Below are 22,416 nucleotides of genomic sequence, written 5' to 3'. Positions count from 1 at the left end.
CGGCTATGGTACAAGATAACCCATATCAAAATGTCTTCACAAAAGTAATACACCCTGTATATAAGCCATACAGGGTGTATTTTTAAATCATTTAAGCCATTTAGTACATGGTTAAACCGGAGGAAAACGGATGCAAACAAAACATACTGAAAACAATAGGCTTTCCATCTTCGCCCTTGGCGGTGTTTATGAAATCGGCAAAAATATGTATGTCATTCAATATGATAACGATATTGTCGTCATTGATTGCGGTTCCAAGTTTCCTGACGAGAGTTTGTTAGGGATTGATTTAATTCTGCCCGACATTTCCTATCTATTAGAAAATAAAGATAAGGTTCGCGCTTTAGTTATCACCCATGGCCACGAGGACCACATTGGCGGCATTCCTTATTTTTTGAGACAACTAAATATTCCTGTATATGGAACTCGTTTGACTCTGGGCTTAATTAAAGGAAAACTGAAAGAGCACCGTCTCAGAGAAACAGCTCTTCATGAAATTCAATCAGACTCCAACATCGCGTTAGGAAACCTGAAGCTTTCCTTTTTCCGAACAAACCATAGCATACCCGATTGTGTTGGTATTGTGTTTGATACGCCAGAAGGTACTGTAGTTCACACCGGAGATTTTAAATTTGACCTCTCGCCTTCTAACAAACAATTTCCTGATATACATAGAATGGCGAGCATTGGTGAAAAAGGTGTTCTTGCTTTATTATCCGAAAGTACGAATGCTGAGCGACCAGGATTCACCCCCTCGGAGAGGCTAGTCGGAGAACGAATTGAGGAAGCCTTTCAGAAAGCTCAAAATAAAATTTTCTTGTCGACCTTTGCATCCAATATTAATCGTTTACAGCAAGTTGTAGATGCTGCTATCCTCACAAACCGTAAGTTGCTATTACTCGGTAGAAGCATGGTCAACGTAGTTATGATCGCATTGGAGCTAGGCTATATAAATATACCTGATGGCATGTTAATCGAAGCGAAGGAAGCCAATGCACTTCCACGAGAGCAGGTAGCTATCTTATGTACAGGAAGCCAAGGAGAACCGATGGCTGCATTATCCCGCCTAGCAAGCTCGACCTATCCACATACCGAAATAATAGCTGGAGATACGGTCATTTTGGCATCCTCTCCGATTCCAGGTAATGAAAGAAATGTTGCGAATATGCTGGATCATCTCTATTTGCTTGGAGCAAACGTCGTTCATGGCTCAGGTGTTGCTTCAGGCATGCATGTATCTGGTCACGGCAGCCAAGAAGAACTTAAGCTTATGATTACGCTAATGAAACCAAAGTTCTTTATTCCTATCCACGGAGAATACCGAATGCTTTACCAACATCGGCAATTAGCCCAATCCGTAGGCGTCGAGAGTAACAATATCTACATTTTGAATAACGGTGATATTCTCGATATAGAGAATGGGTGTGTAGAGCAGAATCGTAAAGTAACAGCAGGAAATACACTTGTCGATGGACTTGGAATCGGTGATATCGGAACCGTCGTTTTGCGTGATCGAAAGCATCTTGCAGAGGATGGTATTCTTGTGGTCGTTATTACTCTTAGCCGGGTTGAAGGCACCATTCTTTCTGGCCCCGATATTATAAGCCGTGGTTTCGTTCACGTTAGGGAATCAGAAGCGCTCTTAAAGGAAGTCAGTCGATTAGTGGTCAAAACGATTGCAGAACTACAGGAGAATGGAAATGATGGGAAATGGTCTGCTCTAAAACATAAAACCAAAGAAACAGTAAGTAAATTTGTATATGCCAAAACAAAGCGAAGACCAATGATTCTTCCCATTATTATTGAAGTTTAAGTGACGGATTGTCAAGCTAAGTGCTGCTCAAAAAGAGCAGTCTGGCTATCGAGAAAGTGAACTGCACCTCGTCAAGTAGATAGTGACAACAAACATGTACGTATCCGGATAATATGTTTTCACTAATATAAATTCACTCTGCCCATATTCGATGAATGTTGGGCTTTTCTTCTGTTGAAAAGGTAAGATGAAATACATCGGGATTAGTTAAAGATTCCCACTCCTTAAACCCAATGCGGTCATCAAAATGCTTAAGTAGCAGTGATATCAGGTTTCCATGTGAAACTAATACAATGTTTTGTTTCTCACTATCCAGAACTTTCATGATTACACTAATGACACGGCTCATAGCTGTGTTACTGGACTCTTCACCTTCATATCATATGTCCAAGTCATCGTATGTCTGACGAAGCATATCACACCAGTCAGGTTGGTTCTTCGCTGACAGCACCCGTTCAGTCAATCTTTCCTCCAAGGCGATTTCAACAGCTATTTTATCGGATAGCGGTTTTATAGTACGGTAAGCCCTTTCATAAGGACTTGAGATAATATAATCTATATCTTTGTCTGCGAGAATTTCAGTAAGTTTTTCCGCTTGTTCAACACCAATCGCGGTTAGTTGAGCATCTGAAGCTTGTCCTTCTGCCATACAATGCCGAACAACATAAATATTTTTCATCCCTCGTTCCTCCTTATAAGCTATATTACTTTTTAGACCTTTGTAGCTTCCTGACTCAGAATATCCTTTATGAACAACTGACATAAAGTTCTCACGAACTGGTTCAATTTCTCTTACGATTGCATCTTCAATTGTCTCGTCCAGTTCAACTCTACCTCATTTTAATTCCTCCGGGAATTTCGTTTTAAGTTCTGTGAAAATCCTTTGCTTAATCGAAGTTATTCCAGAAGGGTCATCTGGATCAGTATTATCAATATTAAATTTACCTGCTTGCATATTAATGACACTATATTGACCAAAGGTATTTTTACTCAAAAAGATTAAGTATTTGCTACCTTTTTTCATAGCAGTATACCCTTCAATTGCGATTCTTTCTTTACCTTTTAAAGTCTGTCTTTCACCGATAGGTTCAATTACTTTAAGATTAATCACATCCCCTTCCGGCCCTTTCAATACCTTTTCAACCTTAATCTCTGTAGAAGTGACAATATATACAAGAACACCATTAGAATGCTCTTTCAAAAGTACCTCACGATCCTCAAAGTCTTTAATCGGACTTCCAATTACAACTAATTCAGCGTCTGAGAATAATGCTTGTGCCGTTGGATATCCTTTATAACTTGCTGCTACAGATACAGCATGAACAGAATTATAAATAGCAAAATAATAATAAGAAGCTGCTGCAAGGATTAAAGCAGCTAAGACCAGTGAAATAATTGTACTTTTCTTTTTTAATGACATTTGACAATCCCCCTATAATCTAATTTCCCCATTTACTTTTTAAATCGGATTTATCATAGTCAGAAGGAGAGGTTACATTGTGATTTACAAATGTATCAGGATTTTGAAAGCTATGTAGCAACAACTTAATAAGCTCTTAGACAAGACTTTTAATAGTCAAAGACACAGGACTGGATCTGTTAACCATATGATGAATGTATCACTTATCATAGTGAGAACGAGATGGAAATTCACATTTTACTCATAGATTAAATAAATTTTAACAGAGATATCAAAGGAATTGTGAACTATTTACCTTCTAAATAGAAAAATAGACTGCTCAAAAAGAGCAGTCCTGGTTCACAGCGTTTAACGCTTCACCTTATAAAACTCATGATAAAGCTTCATCAAAGCCCGCTTCTCTATCCGCGACACATAACTTCGGCTTATGCCAAGTTCCTTCGCAATTTCTCGCTGTGTTCGTTCGTCGCCACCATGCACAAGTCCAAATCGCCCAATAACAACTTCCTTTTCTCGGTCATCTAGTATGTCTAGGTTCTTATAAATCTTGCTCTTCTCGATCTTTAGCTGTACCTTATCCGCGACGTCATCCGATTCTGTTCCCAGTATATCGATCAAAGTAATTTCATTTCCTTCTTTGTCCGTACCAATCGGGTCATGCAGAGAAACGTCCTTGCGGGTTTTCTTTAAAGATCTAAGATGCATAAGTATTTCGTTTTCAATACACCGAGCAGCAAATGTCGCAAGTTTCGTTCCTTTGCCCGTTTGGAAGCTCTCGATCGCTTTAATCAGACCGATAGTGCCGATGCTGATAAGATCTTCCAAGTCTTCACCAGTGTTATCGAACTTCTTAACAATATGAGCGACCAACCGAAGGTTGTGCTCGATCAACAGATTTCGTGAATGCGCATTGCCATCGGCCATTAGAGCTAGATGCTTCGTTTCTTCCTCTTCCTTAAGCGGTTGAGGAAAGGCATTATTTTTCACATATGAAACGAGCAATGTCAACTGCTTAATAAACAAAGCGATAGCTGTAAAAAATCCCATGCCTCGTACACCCCCAAGCTGTATTGCCTAGACTCATACTGCAAGCCATAAGCCGTCAAGAACGTTAGTTATACAGTGTATGTAGGCATAGGCCTATGTGTGCATGTACGGTGTAATATGTCTATGAGCTAAATAATTGCAGCGCATACAAGCGTAAACGGCTAAAGCCGTCCTTTGGAGGATTAGCTTTCGTTTCGCGGAGAAATATAAGCCTCTTATAAGATGAACAACTTATAAGTTCTTATATAGAAAAAAGCCTGCTCTACTTTGCAGGCTTCTCGATTTAGCAACTAATTTCTACCCTTTGTTTAAACAACATTTTTTATATTTCTTACCGCTTCCGCATGGACATAAGTCATTACGGCCCACTTTTTCACCTGAAGGGAATTGAATGATGTTGGAACCAGTAGTTACTTGATTTGATGTCTTAGAACCAGACTCTCGTTTCGCAGTTTGACTAGCAAGCTCATAAGAACTGTATCCTTTAAGAAACCACTGCCTAGTACTATTCATTACTGGAACAACATTTTTCACAAGTTCCTCCATCGTACTATGATCAAGCTCCAATACATCGCCAAGTACACCAATAATTTCGGACAATGGTTGCCCTGCTCTGATCAGAAATTCACATTCAGCAACAATGTCATCCGCTTCATCAGATTCCATCGAATAATGATTAGTCAAATAACTAACAAGCGCTTTATAAGTTGGGTGACGCTCAACAAAATCCAATTCTCCCGCTTGAAGCAACTGTTCCTTAGTAAGAGGGTTGTAATCCAAGTCTGCCCTGCGAGCATGTTCATTCATAAGCTCTTGATAGTCCAGTACAGCAAAGTGATAGAAATGAACCCCATCAAACTCCAAATCATATATCGCAGTTGCATCTATTAATACTTCTAAACATTGCTCATGGGAAACTGCGTAGGAAACTAAGGATTCAATCTTCTTAATCATCTCATCCGCACTTATCATTCCGTAATGATGAATGATGCCTTGTGCAAGTTTGCACCATTCAGTGTTTCTGTTCACTATAGTCCGATAGGATAGTAGATTTACATTCTGGAAATATTGCTTTATTTCTTCAGGCATAACCACACACTTTTTCGAATCCATAACACCTGTAAAAAGAAACCCGCGTTCCTTCATGTAAGGCAAAGCATCGCTAAGTTGTGCAAACTCTTTCTTTCCCTCTAAAACGAAGCAGCCATTATGTTGAATGGCTTTTTGAAGAATATCGTACCGATTTTTGTCAAATTTATTAAACCAATTCTCGTACTTATCAGAAATTTGCAGATGCAGATCGTCTACTATCGCTTGTTTTTTCAACCCACTAGCCTTGTCCATATTCAAATTAACACGAATCTCAACCAATTCGTCTCTTGTTAATCGATTTAATCCGTCCATTAATGAGATTGGGAACGTAATAGGCTTCCAGCTTCTTTTTTCTAGTTTTTGGATCTCTTTTAAAAATAATTCTTCCCTATCATCCAGCATCATCACGTTGTTTGATTCATTTTTATCTTGTTCTTTTTTCAACTCAATTAACTCCTCTATTAAACGAACCTAGCTCTCACTAATCAATAAGCATAATTTAACTGCTCCTCGCCAGTAAAAACAAGTTCTTTTTCTTAACCTGCTTCGTTCTAAGTAACAATCTATATTCATATCGTACCATTTTTTTAATGAATTCTAAAGTATGAACTCTCTTTCTTCCAGTAATTATCATTGAAATTAATCTAAAACAGCAAAAAAAGCCTCCTGCTGTCATATAGACACACAAAAGGCTTCCACTTTAACTGATATTTTAAGGCCTTGGAGGGTACACACCTTCCAAAGCAATAATAAAAGATAAACCAAGAAGGGGCTGCATATTGTTGTGTGCTTGATTACCACCCGCCGAGGTCAACACATTAACATTCATTGTTGTATTAGGGGTTTGAGTTTCACTAGAATATACTTTAGGACCTACAAATCCAGGTGTGCCTGACCAAATCATATTTTCGGGTGACTCACTTGTACCACCAGTTGTTGTGCAATTAGGAAGATGGGTATGTTTTGGAATCTCATTGATAGTCAACGTCACCTTCGCATCTCCATCTGTTTCTCCAATCGTCCTTGGCGTTAAACCAGGGCCAGCACCTTGATGAATAGAAGCTCTGTCCTGCATATCAGGCAATTTGAAATTTGTTTTTCCATCTCCGCCATACTGATTTCCGATTACCGAATATAATGCTGTATATGTTCGAATTGGCAATGTTTGTCCCTGACAAATTGCCCAGCCCACAGGCGCATAATTTCCTGAAAAGATACGTATCTCTCCAACATATGGATCCATTTTCAATCCTCCTCCTATTGTCTGCTCGGGTATATACCTGTTAACGAAATACAATATGACACTACTATTGATGGTTGTATATTGTTATGTGGCTGAGAGGATCCACTGGTTGAAATGGATGACGTACTCATTGTCTTATCCATATTACTGCTATAACTCTGATCAGGTGAAGATGCCCATATCTTGTCTCCCGGCTTGTTGCTATTGGCAGTATTGTTCGTTGCATTAACGATATGGCTATGGTTTGGAATCTGAGTTTGAGTAAGTGTCGTATTAGCCTCTCCTATCGAAGCACCATATGCAACAGTATTACCAGGAGCCACTGGAGCTCTTCCTTGAAGATTCGGCAATGCAAAGGTATTCCTACCGTCGCCTCCAAAAGTAACACCTATAATTGAAAATAACACTTGATTATTATTTATCGGCAAAAGCTGTCCATTGCAAGGTGCCCAACCTCTCGGGATTATACCAAATGAAAACAATCTAATTTCTCCTACAAAAGGCTCCACTTTCATATTCCTCCTTTATAATCTTTTACTGTTGACTTGGGAAAATACCAGTGAGTGCAATAATGTAATTAACCGTAATAAATGGCATCATATTGTTATGCGGCAACCCACCACCTACAAATTGGATGGAATTAGCACTCATTTCGTCATTCACGGCAGCATTAGAAAATTGCTTAATCGAAGATTTTGCCCATGTACTGTTTTGAGGGCTTGCCGTATTTCCATCAGTTGAACTTGCTGCAACTAGATGTGAATGCGCAGCCAACTGATTAATCGTAAGAGTCACTTGCTCTGTTCCAATACTTTGTCCAAGTGGATATTGACTGGATGTGTGAATTGGAATTCGTCCTCTTAGATCAGGCAATCCAAAGGTTGTTACGCCATCGCCGCCATATGTTGTTCCTATTAATGTGTAAAGCACTTCATTTTCACTAATCGACATCAATTGCCCGTCGCACTTTGCCCACCCAACAGGCGCAAAATTTCCTGCAAATGCCCTTATTTCTCCTACACATTGATCACTCATAATCAAGATTCACTCCTCGTTAAAGTTGTGTTTAGCTACCCAAGACATTGAATAATAAAAGTCACTTTCACTAGTTATGTAAAATCCCAAACGTTGATAGAGGCGAAGGGCTGGATTAGTTTGCTCAACACTAAGCATCAAAGGAATAGCTAGCTTAGATGCCTCCATCTGAATACTTGTAATCAAAGCGCTTCCAAATCCCTGACTCTGAAATTGAGGTAAAATCATCAAATCTACTATCCGGACATATTCAGTAGTAGAAAAGATAATGCAAGAGCCAATCGGTTGATCGTCTGAAGTATAAATAATTGAAGTCTCATTATTAGGGAATTGCATGTCATACGATTGTTTTCGAATTTTCCATTGCATCTGCAAAAAGTGAGCAGCATCTTGTGATTGAAATCCCCAGCTTGCAACTTCATCTTTTCTCCTAGATGCATAAACATGATAGAGAAATTGTTCATCTGTCTTTTCTGCTACTTTCAGAACTACATCATTGTCCATAGATTTCTCCTAAGTGGATACAATAGTAGGATATCCCTATACGTCTCAACATATTTTTACATAATACGACATCAAAATGCAATAAAAATATCATTAATTGACGATATCTACCTATTGGTTTAATCTGTTAATGGATGTTATTCTATCTAGTTTTTATAACAATTATTTGGAGGTTTAAAAGATGAAGAAACTAGCATTAATGCTAGCCATTATTTTATTTTTCCCAATTATGGGGCCTGGGGTAGCAGAATCTCGTGCCGAAGCTGCACCAGATTTAACACCAACTAAAATTGCTAGTGCTGATTTAATCGAGCTTTTTACACCTGGAGATCCACATGGTATTAATGGTGTCCATACGAATAATGATGGAGAACCTCAACTTTTATTAGGTACCATAGTCCCAGATGTAGGATCACCTTCAATTAATATTCGTTCACGTTCATCGCTGCTATTTGAGCTGGACGCTACAAATCCTGGGGCCTTATCTTCAGCTAAGCTTGAACTTACTAATCAATTGATTGGCGATTATACGCCCGGACAACCTATATATATTGACGTCTTTGGCTCTAACTCAGACTCTATGAACAACTTAAACGGATCCGCCTTCCCTACTGCGGAAAGTGTAACAGTAAGACATGTTGTTCCTAGTTTACCTGCAAACAATTCAGTTATATCAATAGATGTAACGAATATTGTAAAAGCGTTTACTAATGAGGTAGATAGAAAAATCGTATTTGTGCTTCACGGCGCTGAGGCTACTCCCCAAAGCGGTCATTTTTTCATCTATTCACTAGAGCATGGTGATTTAACTAAGAGACCCAAACTGAATTTAACCTATGAAGCGAATAAACCTCCTGTTATTGATTCTGTCCTCATTGAAGATGGAAAACCATTTACAAACAACAACACGTTAAATTTAAAAATCTCCGCTACAGATCCTGAAACGGGCTCTAGCAATTCTATAACTAAGATGAGATTTACAGATAATTCAAACATTTGGCCTGTAACTTGGCAAAATTACTCTCCAACAGCTACGTTCCTCACTACGGGCGAAGGAACTAAAACAGTATATGTGCAAGTACAAGATTCCAATGGGGCCAATTCAATTGAAAAAAGCAGTTCTATCGTTGTGGATAAAACGGCACCTGTTGTTTCAGGAGTTACAGACGGTTCTTTTTATAATGCTATTGTGAACCCTACCTTTATTGAGGGTACAGCTACGCTTAATGGAGCTTCATACACGAGTGGAACAGCCATTAGCCCGGATGGAAATTATACCCTGATTGTTACAGATGATGCTGGTAATGCTACGACCATCAAATTCACGATTGATAAAACCGCACCTGTTGTTACAGGTGTAACAAATGGCTCCCTATATAATGCTGTTGTAAATCCTACCTTTAATGAGGGTACAGCTACGCTTAATGGAGCTTCATACACGAGTGGAACAGCCATTAGCTCGGATGGAAATTATACCCTGATTGTTACAGATGATGCTGGTAATGCTACGACCATCAAATTCACGATTGATAAAACCGCACCTGTTGTTACAGGTGTTATGGACGAAAAACACTATAACAAAGCCGTTAGCCCTGCTTTCACTGAAGGCACAGCTACACTAAACAGCAAAGCTTACACTAGCGGAACAGCAATTAGTGCAGAAGACGATTATGTACTTATCGTTAAGGACACTGCTGGCAATGCTACGACCATTAAATTCACGATTGATAAAACTGCACCTGTTGTTGCAGGAGTTACAGACGGCTCTTTGCATAAAGCTGCTGTCAAACCTACCTTTAATGAGGGTACAGCTACACTTAACGGTGATCCGTATACGAGTGGTACCGCAATCAGCGCAGATAAAGCTTATGAGCTTATCGTTACTGATCCAGCGGGCAATGTGACGACAATCAAATTCACGATTGATACTACAGCACCTGTTGTTACAGGTATTATGGACGGAAAACACTATAACAAAGCCGTTAGCCCTGATTTTGTAGAAGGCACTGCTACACTAAACGGTAAAGCTTATACGAGCGGAACAGCCATTAGTGCAGAAGACGATTATATTCTTATCGTTAAGGACACTGCTGGCAATGCTACGACAGTCAAGTTCACGATTGATAAAACTGCACCATTTGTTACAGGTGTAACAAATGGCTCCCTATATAATGCTGTTGTGAAACCTACCTTTAATGAGGGTACAGCAACTCTAGATGGTAAACCTTATACGAGTGGTACCGCAATCAGCGCAGATAAAGTTTATGAACTTGTCGTTACTGATCCAGCGGGCAATGTGACGACGATCAAGTTCTCGATCGATACGACAGCTCCTATCGTAACAGGCGTTGCAGATGGTACGCATTATAACAAAGCCGTTAGCCCTGATTTTGTAGAAGGCACTGCTACACTAAACGGTAAAGCTTATACGAGCGGAACAGCCATTAGTGCAGAAGACGATTATATTCTTATCGTTAAGGACACTGCTGGCAATACTACGACAGTCAAGTTCACTATCGATAAAACTGCTCCAGTCGTCACAGGTGTAACTAATGGCTCTTTGTACAACGCCACTGTGAAACCTACTTTCACAGAAGGAAAAGCCACACTAGACGGTGATCCATATACTAGTGGCACGGCAATCAGCGCAGATAAAGCTTACCAACTTGTCGTAACTGATACAGCGGGCAATGTGACGACGATCAAGTTCACGATTGATACGACAGCACCTGTCGTTACAGGCGTTGCAGATGGTACGCATTATAACAAAGCCGTTAGCCCTGATTTTGTAGAAGGCACTGCTACACTAAACGGTAAAGCTTATACGAGCGGAACAGCCATTAGTGCAGAAGACGATTATATTCTTATCGTTAAGGACACTGCTGGCAATGCTACGACAGTCAAGTTCACTATCGATAAAACTGCTCCAGTCGTCACAGGTGTAACTAATGGCTCTTTGTACAACGCCACTGTGAAACCTACCTTTAATGAGGGTACAGCTACTCTAGACGGTGATCCTTACACTAGTGGCACGGCAATCAGCGCAGATAAGACATACCGGCTTGTCGTTACAGATAAGGCGGGCAATGTGACGACGATCAAGTTCTCGATTGATACGACAGCACCTGTTGTTACAGGTGTTATGGACGGAAAACACTATAACAAAGCCGTTAGCCCTGATTTTGTAGAAGGCACTGCTACACTAAACGGTAAAGCTTATACGAGCGGAACAGCCATTAGTGCAGAAGACGATTATGTTCTTATCGTTAAGGACACTGCCGGTAATGCTACGACCATCAAGTTCACGATTGATAAAACTGCACCTATTGTTGTAGGTGTAACTGATGGTACTCTATACAATGCCACTGTGAAACCTACTTTCACAGAAGGAAAAGCCACACTAGACGGTGATCCTTACACTAGTGGCACGGCAATCAGCGCGGAGAAAACGTATCAACTGATCGTTACAGATCCAGCTGGCAATATTACTTCAATCAAATTTTCGATTGATAAAACTGCTCCTAGCGTGACGGGTGTTACAAATGGCGATTATTATAATAAAGGTGTGAGCCCTACTTTCACCGAAGGCACAGCTATACTAAACGGTAAAGCTTTTACTAGCGGAACAGCAATTGATGCAGAAGACGATTATGTTCTTATCGTTAAGGACGCTGCTAGTAATGCTACGACCGTCAAGTTCACTATCGATAAAACTGCACCGGTTGTTGCAGGAGTTACAGAAGGCACTCTATACAATGCCACTGTGAAACCTACTTTCACAGAAGGAAAAGCCACACTAGACGGTGATCCTTACACTAGTGGCACGGCAATCAGCGCGGAGAAAACGTATCAACTGATCGTTACAGATCCAGCTGGCAATATTACTTCAATCAAATTTTCGATTGATAAAACTGCTCCTAGCGTGACGGGTGTTACAAATGGCGATCATTATAATAAAGGTGTGAGCCCTGCTTTCACCGAAGGCACAGCTACACTAAACGGTAAAGCTTTTACTAGCGGAACAGCGATTAGTGCTGAGGGCGATTATGTTCTTATCGTTAAGGACGCTGCTGGCAATGCTACGACGGTCAAGTTCACGATTGATAAAACTGCACCTATTGTTGTAGGTGTTACAGAAGGCACTCTATACAATGCCACTGTGAAACCTACCTTTAATGAGGGTACAGCAACTCTAGATGGCAAACCTTATACGAGTGGTACCGCAATCAGCGCAGATAAAGCTTACCAACTTGTCGTAACTGATACAGCGGGCAATGTGACTTCAATCAAGTTCACGATCGATACGACAGCACCTGTTGTTACAGGCATTGCAGATGGTATGCATTATAACAAAGCCATTAGCCCTGATTTTGTAGAAGGCACTGCTACACTAAACGGTAAAGCTTATACGAGCGGAACATCAATTAATACAGAAGACGATTATGTTCTTATCGTTAAGGACGCTGCTGGTAATGCTACGACAGTCAAGTTCACTATCGATAAAACTGCACCGGTTGTTGCAGGAGTTACAGAAGGCACTCTATACAATGCCACTGTGAAACCTACTTTCACAGAAGGAAAAGCCACACTAGACGGTGATCCTTACACTAGTGGCACGGCAATCAGCGCAGATAAAGCTTACCAACTTGTCGTTACTGATAGAGCGGGCAATGTGACTTCGATCAAGTTCTCGATTGATACGACAGCACCTGTTGTTACAGGTGTTATGGACGGAAAACACTATAACAAAGCCGTTAGCCCTGATTTTGTAGAAGGCACAGCTACACTAAACGGTAAAGCTTTTACTAGCGGAACAGCGATTAGTGCTGAGGGCGATTATGTTCTTATCGTTAAGGACGCTGCTGGTAATGCTACGACAGTCAAGTTCACTATCGATAAAACTGCACCGGTTGTTGCAGGAGTTACAGAAGGCACTCTATACAATGCCACTGTGAAACCTACTTTCACAGAAGGAAAAGCCACACTAGACGGTGATCCTTACACTAGTGGCACGGCAATCAGCGCAGATAAAGCTTACCAACTTGTCGTTACTGATAGAGCGGGCAATGTGACTTCGATCAAGTTCTCGATTGATACGACAGCACCTGTTGTTACAGGTGTTATGGACGGAAAACACTATAACAAAGCCGTTAGCCCTGATTTTGTAGAAGGCACAGCTACACTAAACGGTAAAGCGTATACGAGCGGAACAGCCATTAGTGCAGAAAATGATTATGTTCTTATCGTTAAGGACGCTGCTGGTAATGCTACGACCGGCAAGTTCACTATCGATAAAACTGCACCAGTCGTCACAGGTGTAACTAATGGCTCTTTGTATAACGCCACTGTGAAACCTACCTTTACAGAGGGAACAGCAACTCTTGACGGTGATCTGTATACAAGTGGTACAGCGATAAGCGCAGATAAGACATACCAGCTTGTCGTTACAGATAAGGCGGGCAATGTGACGACGATCAAGTTCTCGATCGACAAAACTGCTCCTGTCATTATTGGTGTAACAGATGGTACGCATTATAACAAAACCGTTAGCCCTGCTTTCACCGAAGGCACTGCTACACTAAACGGTAAAGCTTTTACTAGCGGAACAGCGATTAGTGCTGAAGGCGATTATGTTCTTATCGTTAAGGACACTGCTGGCAATGCTACGACAGTCAAGTTCACTATCGATAAAACTGCACCAGTCGTCACAGGGATAACAAATGACGCTCGTTACTATTCGACTGTCAGCCCAACCTTTACGGAAGGTAAAGCAACGCTAAACGGAAAACCTTATTCTAGCGGAACAGCAATCACTTCCCAAGGAGAGTACACCTTGGTGGTAACGGATACGGCAGGTAATCGTACAAAGATTGCTTTTAAAATTGAAATCATGTACTACGGTGGCTCATATAACGTAACCACTGAACCTAATGGTTTATCAATCCAATCAGGCAGTTCGACCGAAATGCTAAAAAATGCAAAGGTTTCTAACAATAATGGCAAAAAGATTACTACCGTCGAAATCGATAAGACGCAATTACAGATGTTACTGCAACAATCATCCAATCAATCTGTCATTACGATTTCTATACTCAATCAATCTGATAACGTTGAAATCGAATTAGAAACTGAACTAATCGCAATGTTAAACAACCAAAATATCGTAATAGAAATTAAAACGGAAACGGCTGGGTATCGATTACCTCTTCATCAGAATCTGCTTAAAGAATGGGCAGCAACTGCAGGTGCGACCAACGGGGTTAATGGGGTAAGTATCAAACTAGAGATCACGCATCTCAATGACTCCTCTGTAGCTGCTTATTCATTAAACGATAAAGGAATATCGTTATCAGCTCCTCCTGTAAGCTTTACCGTTAAAGCTGAGTTTGCAGGCAAGGAAGTAGAACTTAAGCAATTAGGCACATTTGTAGAACGATACATTATTCTTCCAAGCAATGTGAATAGGAACAATCTCCAGACAGGCATCCTATTTAATAACGATTTAACAATTACTCCTGTACCAACTAAAGTTGTTAAAGTAGGAGAACATTATTATGCAATCATGAGCAGCATGTCAAATAGCATCTATGGAGTTGTTACTCATAAAAATACTTTCAAGGATACACAAGCTCATTGGGCGAAAGAAAACATCGAAGAGATGTCGGCTAGACTAATAGTTTCCGGTGTAGACGATGTTAATTATTTCCCAGAACAAAAAATTACTCGATCAGAATTCGCTGCAATTATCGTAAGAGCTTTGGGATTAAGTTCAGTAGAACAAACAAAACAATTCAAAGATGTTTCACGTTCAGACTGGTATTATAAAGCTGTACAAACAAGCTACTCTTACGGTCTGATTGACGGATATCGTGATGGACATTTCCGACCAAATGCGATGATCTCAAGAGAAGAAGCTATGGTCATACTGTCACGAGCGATTAATTTGCTTAAGTTGCAAACAGAAATAAGTCTTACTGATCAAATGAAGTTATTACAACCATTTATTGATGCCTACCATTTGTCATCGTGGGCGAAGCAAGCTGCAGCATTAAATATTCATTTTGGCATTATCAACGGCTCGAATGGTGAATTGCGACCAAAACAACTCATTTCTCGTGCGGAAGTGGCCGTTATCATTCAAAAGGTATTGCAAAAGGCTAATTTGATTTAACACTGATAATGTGGAATTACAAAGAAGAGCATGAGGACATTCTCATGCTCTTTCTTTGTATCCTATCTTCTTCACTATTCACTAATCGCATTACGCTCGTCCAACTTAACTTCTTCCGGCAATTCTTTAGAAGCTCCTGGCACTTCTCGAGGCTGCAACTCGAGCAGCTCTGAAGAGTGAATGCTTACGCTGACTTGACCGCCATTGGCATAGGTCCGAATGAGAATTGGTTGATCATACGGATTTTGAAATACAAGATCTGGCCCATACCAACTTACAGTAGCATCCCTGCCCGGAGGAACATAACGCACGCTTCTGCTATGCGAATATCGCTCTATGATGGTAAGTCCCGCCCGATCAACTGCGTTGTATAATGTGGAAGAGACCTGACAGATCCCTCCGCCAATATCTTCAAACAGCTCTCCCCTTACGATAACTGGAGCACGTAAATATCCCTTTTCTTTCGTACGTTCTCCAACTGCAAAGTTAAAGGAAAATCGTTCTCCGGGAAACACAACATAATTGTTAAGCGCATTGGAAGCAAGTACGATATTTGAAGATCGATTCCTGTTTCGATTATTGTAATAGGTTGAATATTGCCCAATTTGTCTTACTTTAATAGAAGATAGTACCTCACTGTCCACTCTTGGATATATACGTCTAAGAGGAGCTTCAATCGTAGTGGGCGCACCCTCCATAATATAGCCGTAAAATAATCGTTTAAAGGACAGACGGTCAAGTTTATTTCCCGGTTTCTCAGGTATAATCTTGCCCCAGCCATCTAAACTCGCATTAACAGGTTCTTGTTCAACTTTCCTTGCAATTGTAGCCATAAGTGTATTTAACTTATCTTCATTCACAAGTGGAATTCCAGGTACATTAAAAATATAATGCTCCCTAGATATCTGATTCGATATACGTTCACCCTGATGTTCAATAATTAAATCAGGATAAATAGATTGCTGAGCGATAATGATTATGGCAAGCAACCATTTCAATCCCATTTCATTTCACCCCCGATTACAAAGTAACCGGATTAGTATGCGATTAGTCATGAACTTCCATTCATTTATTAAAACAATTCATTTTTTATCGATTTGCAACAATGTAACTTGTTTGATTTCATATGTATCCTTAATTTGCTCTTCATTAATAACGTTGAGCTTAATTAAACTTGTGATCCGTGTTAAATCAGGTTTTGACAACAGTCGCCAAAGCTGTAGATCTTGTAACGACTCAAACAACTTTGTATCATCATATTCCTTCCGTATCTGCTTCACCAACTTCACATGATAACTACCTAGAGTAATTTCACTTATTCCTTGTTCTTCGCAGTACGTCAAAATTTCTTTCCGCAATTCAGCGAGCTCCTGCTCCATTTCCTTTTGTTTTGTCTTCAGTTGAAAATATCGGCTTACTTGACGATTCATAATAATCACGCTCCTCTTCGTACACATATATATGCAAGAGGAGCGCCAATTATTATTTGCTTTATCAGCTAATAGCAAATCACTATTTCTCTACATTATTCTTTTTTGTATCATTATCCTTTAATGCAAGTTTAGCATTCACCAACGTATTATCTTCAACAACATAGGAGGGAGCATTTTTCCCGGCATAAATCGTAGATATTCCAATCGCTTTTAGATTGGATGTAATCGTATTTCCTTTAATACTAACTTTAAAAATATCATGTGGTTCATTTCTTTTCCAATAATCATTAATTCTAACTAATTCTAATTTGTCATCAGTAATTTTGTTCGCAACAATCGTGTTATTCTCAAACACAAAGTTTGCAGCTGTAGCAACTGAAACCGCACGTGTATTCCCTAGAAGCTCGAAGGAAGAGTTTTTTATGGAAAGATTAAGCTTCGCATGCTGCGCTGTAATACTGTCTAATGCGGTTGAACTTGCTTTGAATTTACAATTATTGAACACATACGGCCCTTCTGTAGAACTTATAGCAATAGAGCCTGAATTACTGCCCTCCGCACCAGAAAACTCACAATTATTATAAGTAGCTGGCGGCAGCAGAACGCCCGTTTTGGAATTATAATTAATTACTTTCAAATTATTAATAATGCTGCCAGGAGCAACACGTCCACTAACCGAATGTAATGCAGCTTCACCTGAAATTGTAATGTTGTCTAGTTGTACTGGTTTTCCCCATAAAGTCAATCCAGATTGAATTTCCTTACTCGTATTCGTTATCGTTACATTTGAAGTGGACACCCCGAAAGGTTGTTTGGAAATAATCGACAAAATAGAATTCGTCATTGTTAGACCATCGATTTTAACATTCGGACCTTCAAACATTGTTGCAGCGTCGTTCATGCGATTGTTCAAAAACGTCGCATCATCATAAACAAAAATACGTGAGCCATCAAAATGATTATCTCTTACCAGAGCACCAGTAAATGGCTGTGAAATCGCAACCCCAATCTTACCCTTTGAAGCGAGATGATTACCCTCTACGATTGTATTGTTTCCATCATACAAAATGACATCATACAATGCATTATTATGAAATTTATTGTTTTTGATAACAATTTTAGTGTTTAAATAACCGTTTTCACCCATACCACCTTCGACATCAATTCCTGCCTGTGGATTCGTACCCTTCATATGATGTAACTCATTATTTTCTATTAATACTCCATTTGCTCCAGCAACTGTAATACCTTGCCTGCGGTTATAAGCAAATTCAGAATCTTTAACAACGATATTCGAACTTAAAATCCGGTTCCAAAACTCAATATAGGACCCTTTACTATCAGCTCTTTTAAACACTAGATGAAAATAATCCGCACCTTCTGGAATTTGCATTGTTTCACGTGTTTTTTTACCTATCATTTTACTAATTAGTTTTTTGGACTTGTCAAAGATGTAAATATCAAAGGTGCTTGGCAAATTTATCGGATTGGAGATTTCAAACTCTCTGTTCGTCTTAAAAATTTTATGATCAAAGCGAAGTTGCTTCGTAGTTCTTATTTTCTCTTTGTTTGCCACTGGCTTGCCGTTGGCATCGAATTCTCCAGAAACAAAATTATTGTGGTACAAGTCCGAAATCATTGTGCCATGCGCCCCAATAATCAAACCATCACCGATAAAATGAGTGCCTTTCACATTTTCAATAGTTACCCCATTTGATCCCTGCGTCATAATACCATATCCGCTTTCATGTGTTCCGGGAGTATACTGATTTTCCTTTTTTGAATAGTCATGTGTATCCTTATCGCCTATGTATACCCCACCACGTAATGTAACATTCGATATGTTAGCACCTACATGCAGCAGATGATAACCTTCCTTAGCGTTTGTTTCTTTCTGAAGGACAACATCAGATTTCAGCTCGAATAACATATTACTAACCATGTTAATACGACTGTTTTTGTCAATGAGATATGTACCAGCCGGTAACGTAGTCGCAGTTACTCCATTTTTACTAGCCCATTGTAGCGCATTGTTAATTCCTTTCGTTGTTTCTACCGGCTTCGTTCCATCATTATGAATGCCCCATTTTTTAAGATCGATCACATGTAATGGTTGATCCGTAACGTTATGTTTAGCGCCTGTCGGCAGTGCAAAAGGATACGACTGAGATTGTTCATTAGTTGAAGCAGTTACTGATACATCCGTTACTGTTACATCTTGATGGCCTGCTTCACTACCTTGCGCGCCAAGCATGCCCCCTGACAATAGAGATAGATGCATACTTACAAGCAAGCTCCATTTTAAAATTTTCACATTAACCCTCCCAAATCTCTGCAATAATATGCTAAAAAGTCCCACCTTCTTACTATAACATCAATATAGTTCTATATAAAGAACGAAAATAGTCCTATTTTCGCTATATAAAACAAGCCTGCACCTTATTGAGGTACAAGCTTGTTTATAATCGCTATTGGATTGTAACGCTACTTTAGAACAATTCAAGAAACGGAGCGTATACACCATGCAGAAACAGGTACAATATCGCTCCCACTGCTGCTCCAATAAATGCTCCGTTTACACGAATGCGTTGCAGATCAGTTTCTACTTTACTTTCGATAAAATGAACGAGTCGCTCCTCTGTGAAGCCATCCAACGTTTTACGGACTATTTTGCCGATAAGAGCATGCTCCTGCTCAATAATTTGAGCTATAAACATTTTGAGGTAACCCTCTAACTGAGTTTTTGTACTTTCATCCGACTTAAAACTTTCCCAAAAGGAGTTAATTAAACCTATCACCCAGTCTTTAATATCGTCCATTTGGAGTGAACGCTCTTCAATGACAACATATTTTAAATTGCCCTCTGGCAGTAACATATCCTTAATTGTGCCGAGCAATGCTTGGATCGATGGCTGAAGTGACATCTGCTCGAGTAGCTCCAGCTTCCATTTGTGAATGGCTGCTGACAAATCATCATTTTTTTCCAATTGATCCGCTAGCTCATGCAGCTTTTCCTCGATAAGTAATCGCAGTTCATGTTTGGGATCACGCAGATCATTAATAAAAGTTTGCATATCTCTAAAAAGCGTTTCGGTTGCTTCATCGATGTTAATCGCATTTGCAGACTCTGCAAGCTCTACAATTTTCTGTTTGAACCACCGTGCGATAGATCCGCCTTCATTTACAAACTTGTCCTTCTCCTTAGCAAGCATTGTACGAATTGCTGTTTTAGTTTCCTCACTTGAAGCGCGCTGTGAAGCATACTCTATCAAAAAACTAAGCCATTTCTGCAAATCACCATAATTCAGCAACCATCTCAACGCTTTACCTGTATAGGGAGAAAGGTTAAGCTCGCGAAGTCCAGCTCTTGCATGTTGATCTAATTGCTCAGAAAGTTTTGGAATATTCATGCCTCTTAGCCAATTTACTAACAGCTCCCAAGCTTTGCTTGCGATCATACGATCACCGGGTGCTTTATCCACCCATCCAATAATAGCTTCCACAATATTTATTTCGTTCAGCTTTTCTTTAAGCATCCCCTTGCCCAGTAATTGCTCCTCTACCATTTGAACAACACCTTCAACAAGCTTATCCCGGTTTCTTGGGATGATAGCTGTGTGTGGCACCCACTTTTGTCCAAAGGGATGTCGGAATAATACAGTTACTGCGAACAGATCTGCCAGTGCACCAACTAGTCCGGCTTCTGCCGTATAGAGCAGCATATGTGACCACCACTTACCGGGATAGAAGTATAATGCAACAGCAGCAACAACAAATAGGATTGCTAGTAAAAGCAGGCTTAAGTTGGCTTTCCTCTTCATAGTCATCGCTTATACACCCCCGATCCAGAACGTTAGAGCATAAAGCATAATGCCTACTGCCGCTCCTACGATCATCCCATTCAAACGTATGTACTGGAGATCCTTACCTGCTTTTTCCTTAACCAACTGAATGAGCTCATCTTCGGAAAACGTGTTCAATTTGTCTTTCACTGTTTGCCCGATGTAAGCATGTTTCTCTTCAACCCATGCCATAAGCACAGACTTGATACTTCGATCCAGTTGAAGACGGAGCTCGGGTTTCTCGCTTAATTGATTAATTCCACCTTCGACCCAGCTTCTTAGCCATTTCATGGTGTTTTCATCTCGATATGCATCTATTCTGTCACGGATGAAATTCTCCAAACCGACATTATTTTTAATCGTATGAAAAAGTGCATTTTTCCCATGTTCGATTCGGTTCCGCAAATTTTCATCATCTCTCAATCTTTGAGCAAAGCGGGACATCATTTCTTTAAGTTTCTGACGCTGGGGGTGATCTTTGGTGCCAACTCCCTCCAAAAATGCGATAAGCCAGTCCTGAACCCGACCACTAATAGAATGTGCATCAAGTCCAGCAGTAAAATCGACTAATCTGCGACGAAACTTATCGCCTTCATAGGAACGGATGGCCGATTGAACCAATTGTTCGATCAATATACGAAACTTAACCGATTTTATTACTTTAATAAATTGATTTATTATAAAGGTCACAATATGATCATCGTAGCCTTTCCGAAGCGTCCAGTCTGCGATGTCCGCAAGTATATCACTAACTTGAAGATGATCAGAATGATCGATAAGAAATCGATGAATACCAGTGGCCAGCTCCTCGGCATCTACTTTGCCTAGAAGTTCTGAAGTAAGCTTTTGCACAATAGTATGAATATCTTCTGCGCCACCTTGCTTTGTTATATAGTCCGTAATAACTGCTGCTAGATCATGATCTTTAAGAGTATCTCTGATCGAAGACACGGTAAGAAGCTCGCTTTCCACCATGTCGACCAGCTCTCCGATTAACCTTTCTCTATTTCTCGATATAATATGAGTTCCCATCCATCTGGGCCATTTCACTCGAAGAGGGTCTCCAAACAAGGCATTGATTGCAAAAGTATCAGCGAGTCCACCAATAGTTCCAGCACTGAATGCTGCAAATAGTAGCCCTCCAATGAATGTATGTTGGAACGGAAATGCCGCTAATATACCAATAGCGGATAACATTAAAAAACCGTTCGCTTTTTTCCTTATGCTCCATTTTCCCATAGTGTTACTCCATTTCTTATCTATTATGACGTAATGCTAGTGTAACCTTTTTTTGGGGAGCCATCCACTACGCAAAAAGGACCTGACGCTAACCGTCAGATCCTTTTTGAATGAGCATTAGAACAACAAGTTGAGACTAGACTTGTTTATTGCTGACTTCCAGACTTGCTGTCTACTTTACCTTTTGATCCGCCAGGACTCACATTGCCACCTGAATTACCACCTGTGTTGCCTCCAGTATTGCCACCAATGTTGCCACCTTTCCCTGCTCCACCGGTATTTCCACCAGAGTTACCACCGATGTTGCCGCCTTTGCCTGCTCCACCGCCTGTGCCACCACCAGTTCCACCGCCAATGTTGCCGCCTTTGCCTGCTCCACCGCCTGTGCCGCCACCAGTTCCACCGCCAATGTTGCCGCCTTTGCCTGCTCCACCGCCTTGACCTGCGCCGCCACCAGCTCCGCCGCCGATACCTTTACCAGCTCCGCCGCCTGCGCCACCACCAGCTCCGCCGCCTGCACCGCCACCAGCTCCGCCGCCTGCACCACCACCAGCTCCGCCGCCTGCACCGCCACCAG

15 protein-coding genes and 1 pseudogene are annotated in these 22,416 nt (G+C 40.5%); 2 read left to right on the top strand and 14 right to left on the bottom strand.

Features of this window, described 5'->3' with window-relative positions:
* Nucleotides 1–130: 130 nt before the first annotated feature.
* The gene (locus MFF31_RS13275; RefSeq protein WP_238188610.1) at nt 131–1,813 is read left to right on the top strand and encodes a ribonuclease J; all 1,683 of its coding nucleotides are present in this window, start codon (nt 131–133) and stop codon (nt 1,811–1,813) included.
* Nucleotides 1,814–1,946: 133 nt separating this feature from the next.
* On the opposite strand, the pseudogene MFF31_RS13270 reads toward MFF31_RS13275, so the two are convergent.
* The 8 genes and pseudogenes from MFF31_RS13270 to MFF31_RS13235 all read right to left on the bottom strand — a co-directional run bounded on the left by MFF31_RS13270 (nt 1,947) and on the right by MFF31_RS13235 (nt 8,154).
* Nucleotides 1,947–2,492, bottom strand: a pseudogene (locus MFF31_RS13270) (histidine phosphatase family protein).
* Nucleotides 2,493–2,648: 156 nt separating this feature from the next.
* The gene (locus tag MFF31_RS13265) at nt 2,649–3,233 is read right to left on the bottom strand and encodes a hypothetical protein (RefSeq protein ID WP_238188609.1); all 585 of its coding nucleotides are present in this window, start codon (nt 3,231–3,233) and stop codon (nt 2,649–2,651) included.
* Nucleotides 3,234–3,581: 348 nt separating this feature from the next.
* Nucleotides 3,582–4,280 carry an RNA polymerase sporulation sigma factor SigK gene (gene sigK / locus MFF31_RS13260; protein ID WP_238188608.1) on the bottom strand — a complete coding sequence of 233 codons (699 nt, stop codon included), beginning with the start codon at nt 4,278–4,280 and terminating at the stop codon, nt 3,582–3,584.
* Between the two features lie 297 nt (nt 4,281–4,577).
* Nucleotides 4,578–5,816 (bottom strand): YecA family protein, encoded by a 1,239-nt coding sequence (locus MFF31_RS25225; protein WP_282570478.1) that lies wholly within the window; start codon nt 5,814–5,816, stop codon nt 4,578–4,580.
* 268 nt (nt 5,817–6,084) lie between these two features.
* The gene (locus tag MFF31_RS13250) at nt 6,085–6,615 is read right to left on the bottom strand and encodes a phage tail protein (protein WP_238188607.1); all 531 of its coding nucleotides are present in this window, start codon (nt 6,613–6,615) and stop codon (nt 6,085–6,087) included.
* A 14-nt stretch (nt 6,616–6,629) separates the two neighbouring features.
* Nucleotides 6,630–7,124, bottom strand: a complete 495-nt coding sequence (locus MFF31_RS13245) for a phage tail protein (protein WP_238188606.1) — start codon at nt 7,122–7,124, stop codon at nt 6,630–6,632.
* Nucleotides 7,125–7,149: 25 nt separating this feature from the next.
* Entirely contained in the window at nt 7,150–7,650 is a 501-nt protein-coding gene (locus tag MFF31_RS13240; RefSeq protein WP_238188605.1) for a phage tail protein, read from the bottom strand.
* A 9-nt stretch (nt 7,651–7,659) separates the two neighbouring features.
* Nucleotides 7,660–8,154 carry a GNAT family N-acetyltransferase gene (locus tag MFF31_RS13235; protein ID WP_238188604.1) on the bottom strand — a complete coding sequence of 165 codons (495 nt, stop codon included), beginning with the start codon at nt 8,152–8,154 and terminating at the stop codon, nt 7,660–7,662.
* 181 nt (nt 8,155–8,335) lie between these two features.
* Between MFF31_RS13235 and MFF31_RS13230 the strand changes: the two genes are divergently transcribed.
* Complete coding sequence (locus MFF31_RS13230) at nt 8,336–15,325, top strand: S-layer homology domain-containing protein (RefSeq protein ID WP_248565484.1); 6,990 nt, start codon at nt 8,336–8,338, stop codon at nt 15,323–15,325.
* Between the two features lie 74 nt (nt 15,326–15,399).
* On the opposite strand, the gene MFF31_RS13225 is transcribed toward MFF31_RS13230, so the two are convergent.
* From MFF31_RS13225 to MFF31_RS13200, 6 genes are all read right to left on the bottom strand, one after another.
* Nucleotides 15,400–16,329 (bottom strand): VanW family protein, encoded by a 930-nt coding sequence (locus MFF31_RS13225; RefSeq protein WP_238188602.1) that lies wholly within the window; start codon nt 16,327–16,329, stop codon nt 15,400–15,402.
* Nucleotides 16,330–16,407: 78 nt separating this feature from the next.
* Nucleotides 16,408–16,755, bottom strand: coding sequence for a hypothetical protein (locus MFF31_RS13220; RefSeq protein WP_238188601.1), 348 nt, complete (start codon nt 16,753–16,755; stop codon nt 16,408–16,410).
* Between the two features lie 82 nt (nt 16,756–16,837).
* Entirely contained in the window at nt 16,838–19,072 is a 2,235-nt protein-coding gene (locus MFF31_RS13215) for a right-handed parallel beta-helix repeat-containing protein (RefSeq protein ID WP_238188600.1), read from the bottom strand.
* A gap of 175 nt (nt 19,073–19,247) precedes the next feature.
* A complete protein-coding gene (locus MFF31_RS13210; RefSeq protein WP_238188599.1) occupies nt 19,248–20,585 on the bottom strand; it encodes a DUF445 domain-containing protein in 1,338 nt (445 codons plus the stop codon).
* A gap of 3 nt (nt 20,586–20,588) precedes the next feature.
* Nucleotides 20,589–21,839, bottom strand: a complete 1,251-nt coding sequence (locus tag MFF31_RS13205; RefSeq protein ID WP_238188598.1) for a DUF445 domain-containing protein — start codon at nt 21,837–21,839, stop codon at nt 20,589–20,591.
* Nucleotides 21,840–21,985: 146 nt separating this feature from the next.
* Nucleotides 21,986–22,416 (bottom strand): hypothetical protein (locus MFF31_RS13200; RefSeq protein ID WP_238188597.1); only part of this gene is annotated, 431 nt, incomplete at its 5' end.

Origin of the sequence: Paenibacillus sp. L3-i20, assembly GCF_022180385.2 — a bacterium.
Classification (GTDB): Bacteria; Bacillota; Bacilli; order Paenibacillales; family Paenibacillaceae; genus Pristimantibacillus.
Note: the sequence above shows the minus strand (reverse complement) of the source record. Positions and strands in the feature narration are given on the sequence as shown.

Excerpts from the sequence above, each read along its gene's own strand:
- MFF31_RS13275 (WP_238188610.1), top strand. The coding sequence starts at position 131 with ATGCAAACAAAACATACTGAAAACAATAGGCTTTCCATCTTCGCCCTT.
- MFF31_RS13265 (WP_238188609.1), bottom strand. The coding sequence starts at position 3,233 with ATGTCATTAAAAAAGAAAAGTACAATTATTTCACTGGTCTTAGCTGCT.
- sigK (WP_238188608.1), bottom strand. The coding sequence starts at position 4,280 with ATGGGATTTTTTACAGCTATCGCTTTGTTTATTAAGCAGTTGACATTG.
- MFF31_RS13250 (WP_238188607.1), bottom strand. The coding sequence starts at position 6,615 with ATGGATCCATATGTTGGAGAGATACGTATCTTTTCAGGAAATTATGCG.
- MFF31_RS13240 (WP_238188605.1), bottom strand. The coding sequence starts at position 7,650 with ATGAGTGATCAATGTGTAGGAGAAATAAGGGCATTTGCAGGAAATTTT.
- MFF31_RS13235 (WP_238188604.1), bottom strand. The coding sequence starts at position 8,154 with ATGGACAATGATGTAGTTCTGAAAGTAGCAGAAAAGACAGATGAACAA.
- MFF31_RS13230 (WP_248565484.1), top strand. The coding sequence starts at position 8,336 with ATGAAGAAACTAGCATTAATGCTAGCCATTATTTTATTTTTCCCAATT.
- MFF31_RS13225 (WP_238188602.1), bottom strand. The coding sequence starts at position 16,329 with ATGGGATTGAAATGGTTGCTTGCCATAATCATTATCGCTCAGCAATCT.
- MFF31_RS13220 (WP_238188601.1), bottom strand. The coding sequence starts at position 16,755 with ATGAATCGTCAAGTAAGCCGATATTTTCAACTGAAGACAAAACAAAAG.
- MFF31_RS13210 (WP_238188599.1), bottom strand. The coding sequence starts at position 20,585 with ATGACTATGAAGAGGAAAGCCAACTTAAGCCTGCTTTTACTAGCAATC.
- MFF31_RS13205 (WP_238188598.1), bottom strand. The coding sequence starts at position 21,839 with ATGGGAAAATGGAGCATAAGGAAAAAAGCGAACGGTTTTTTAATGTTA.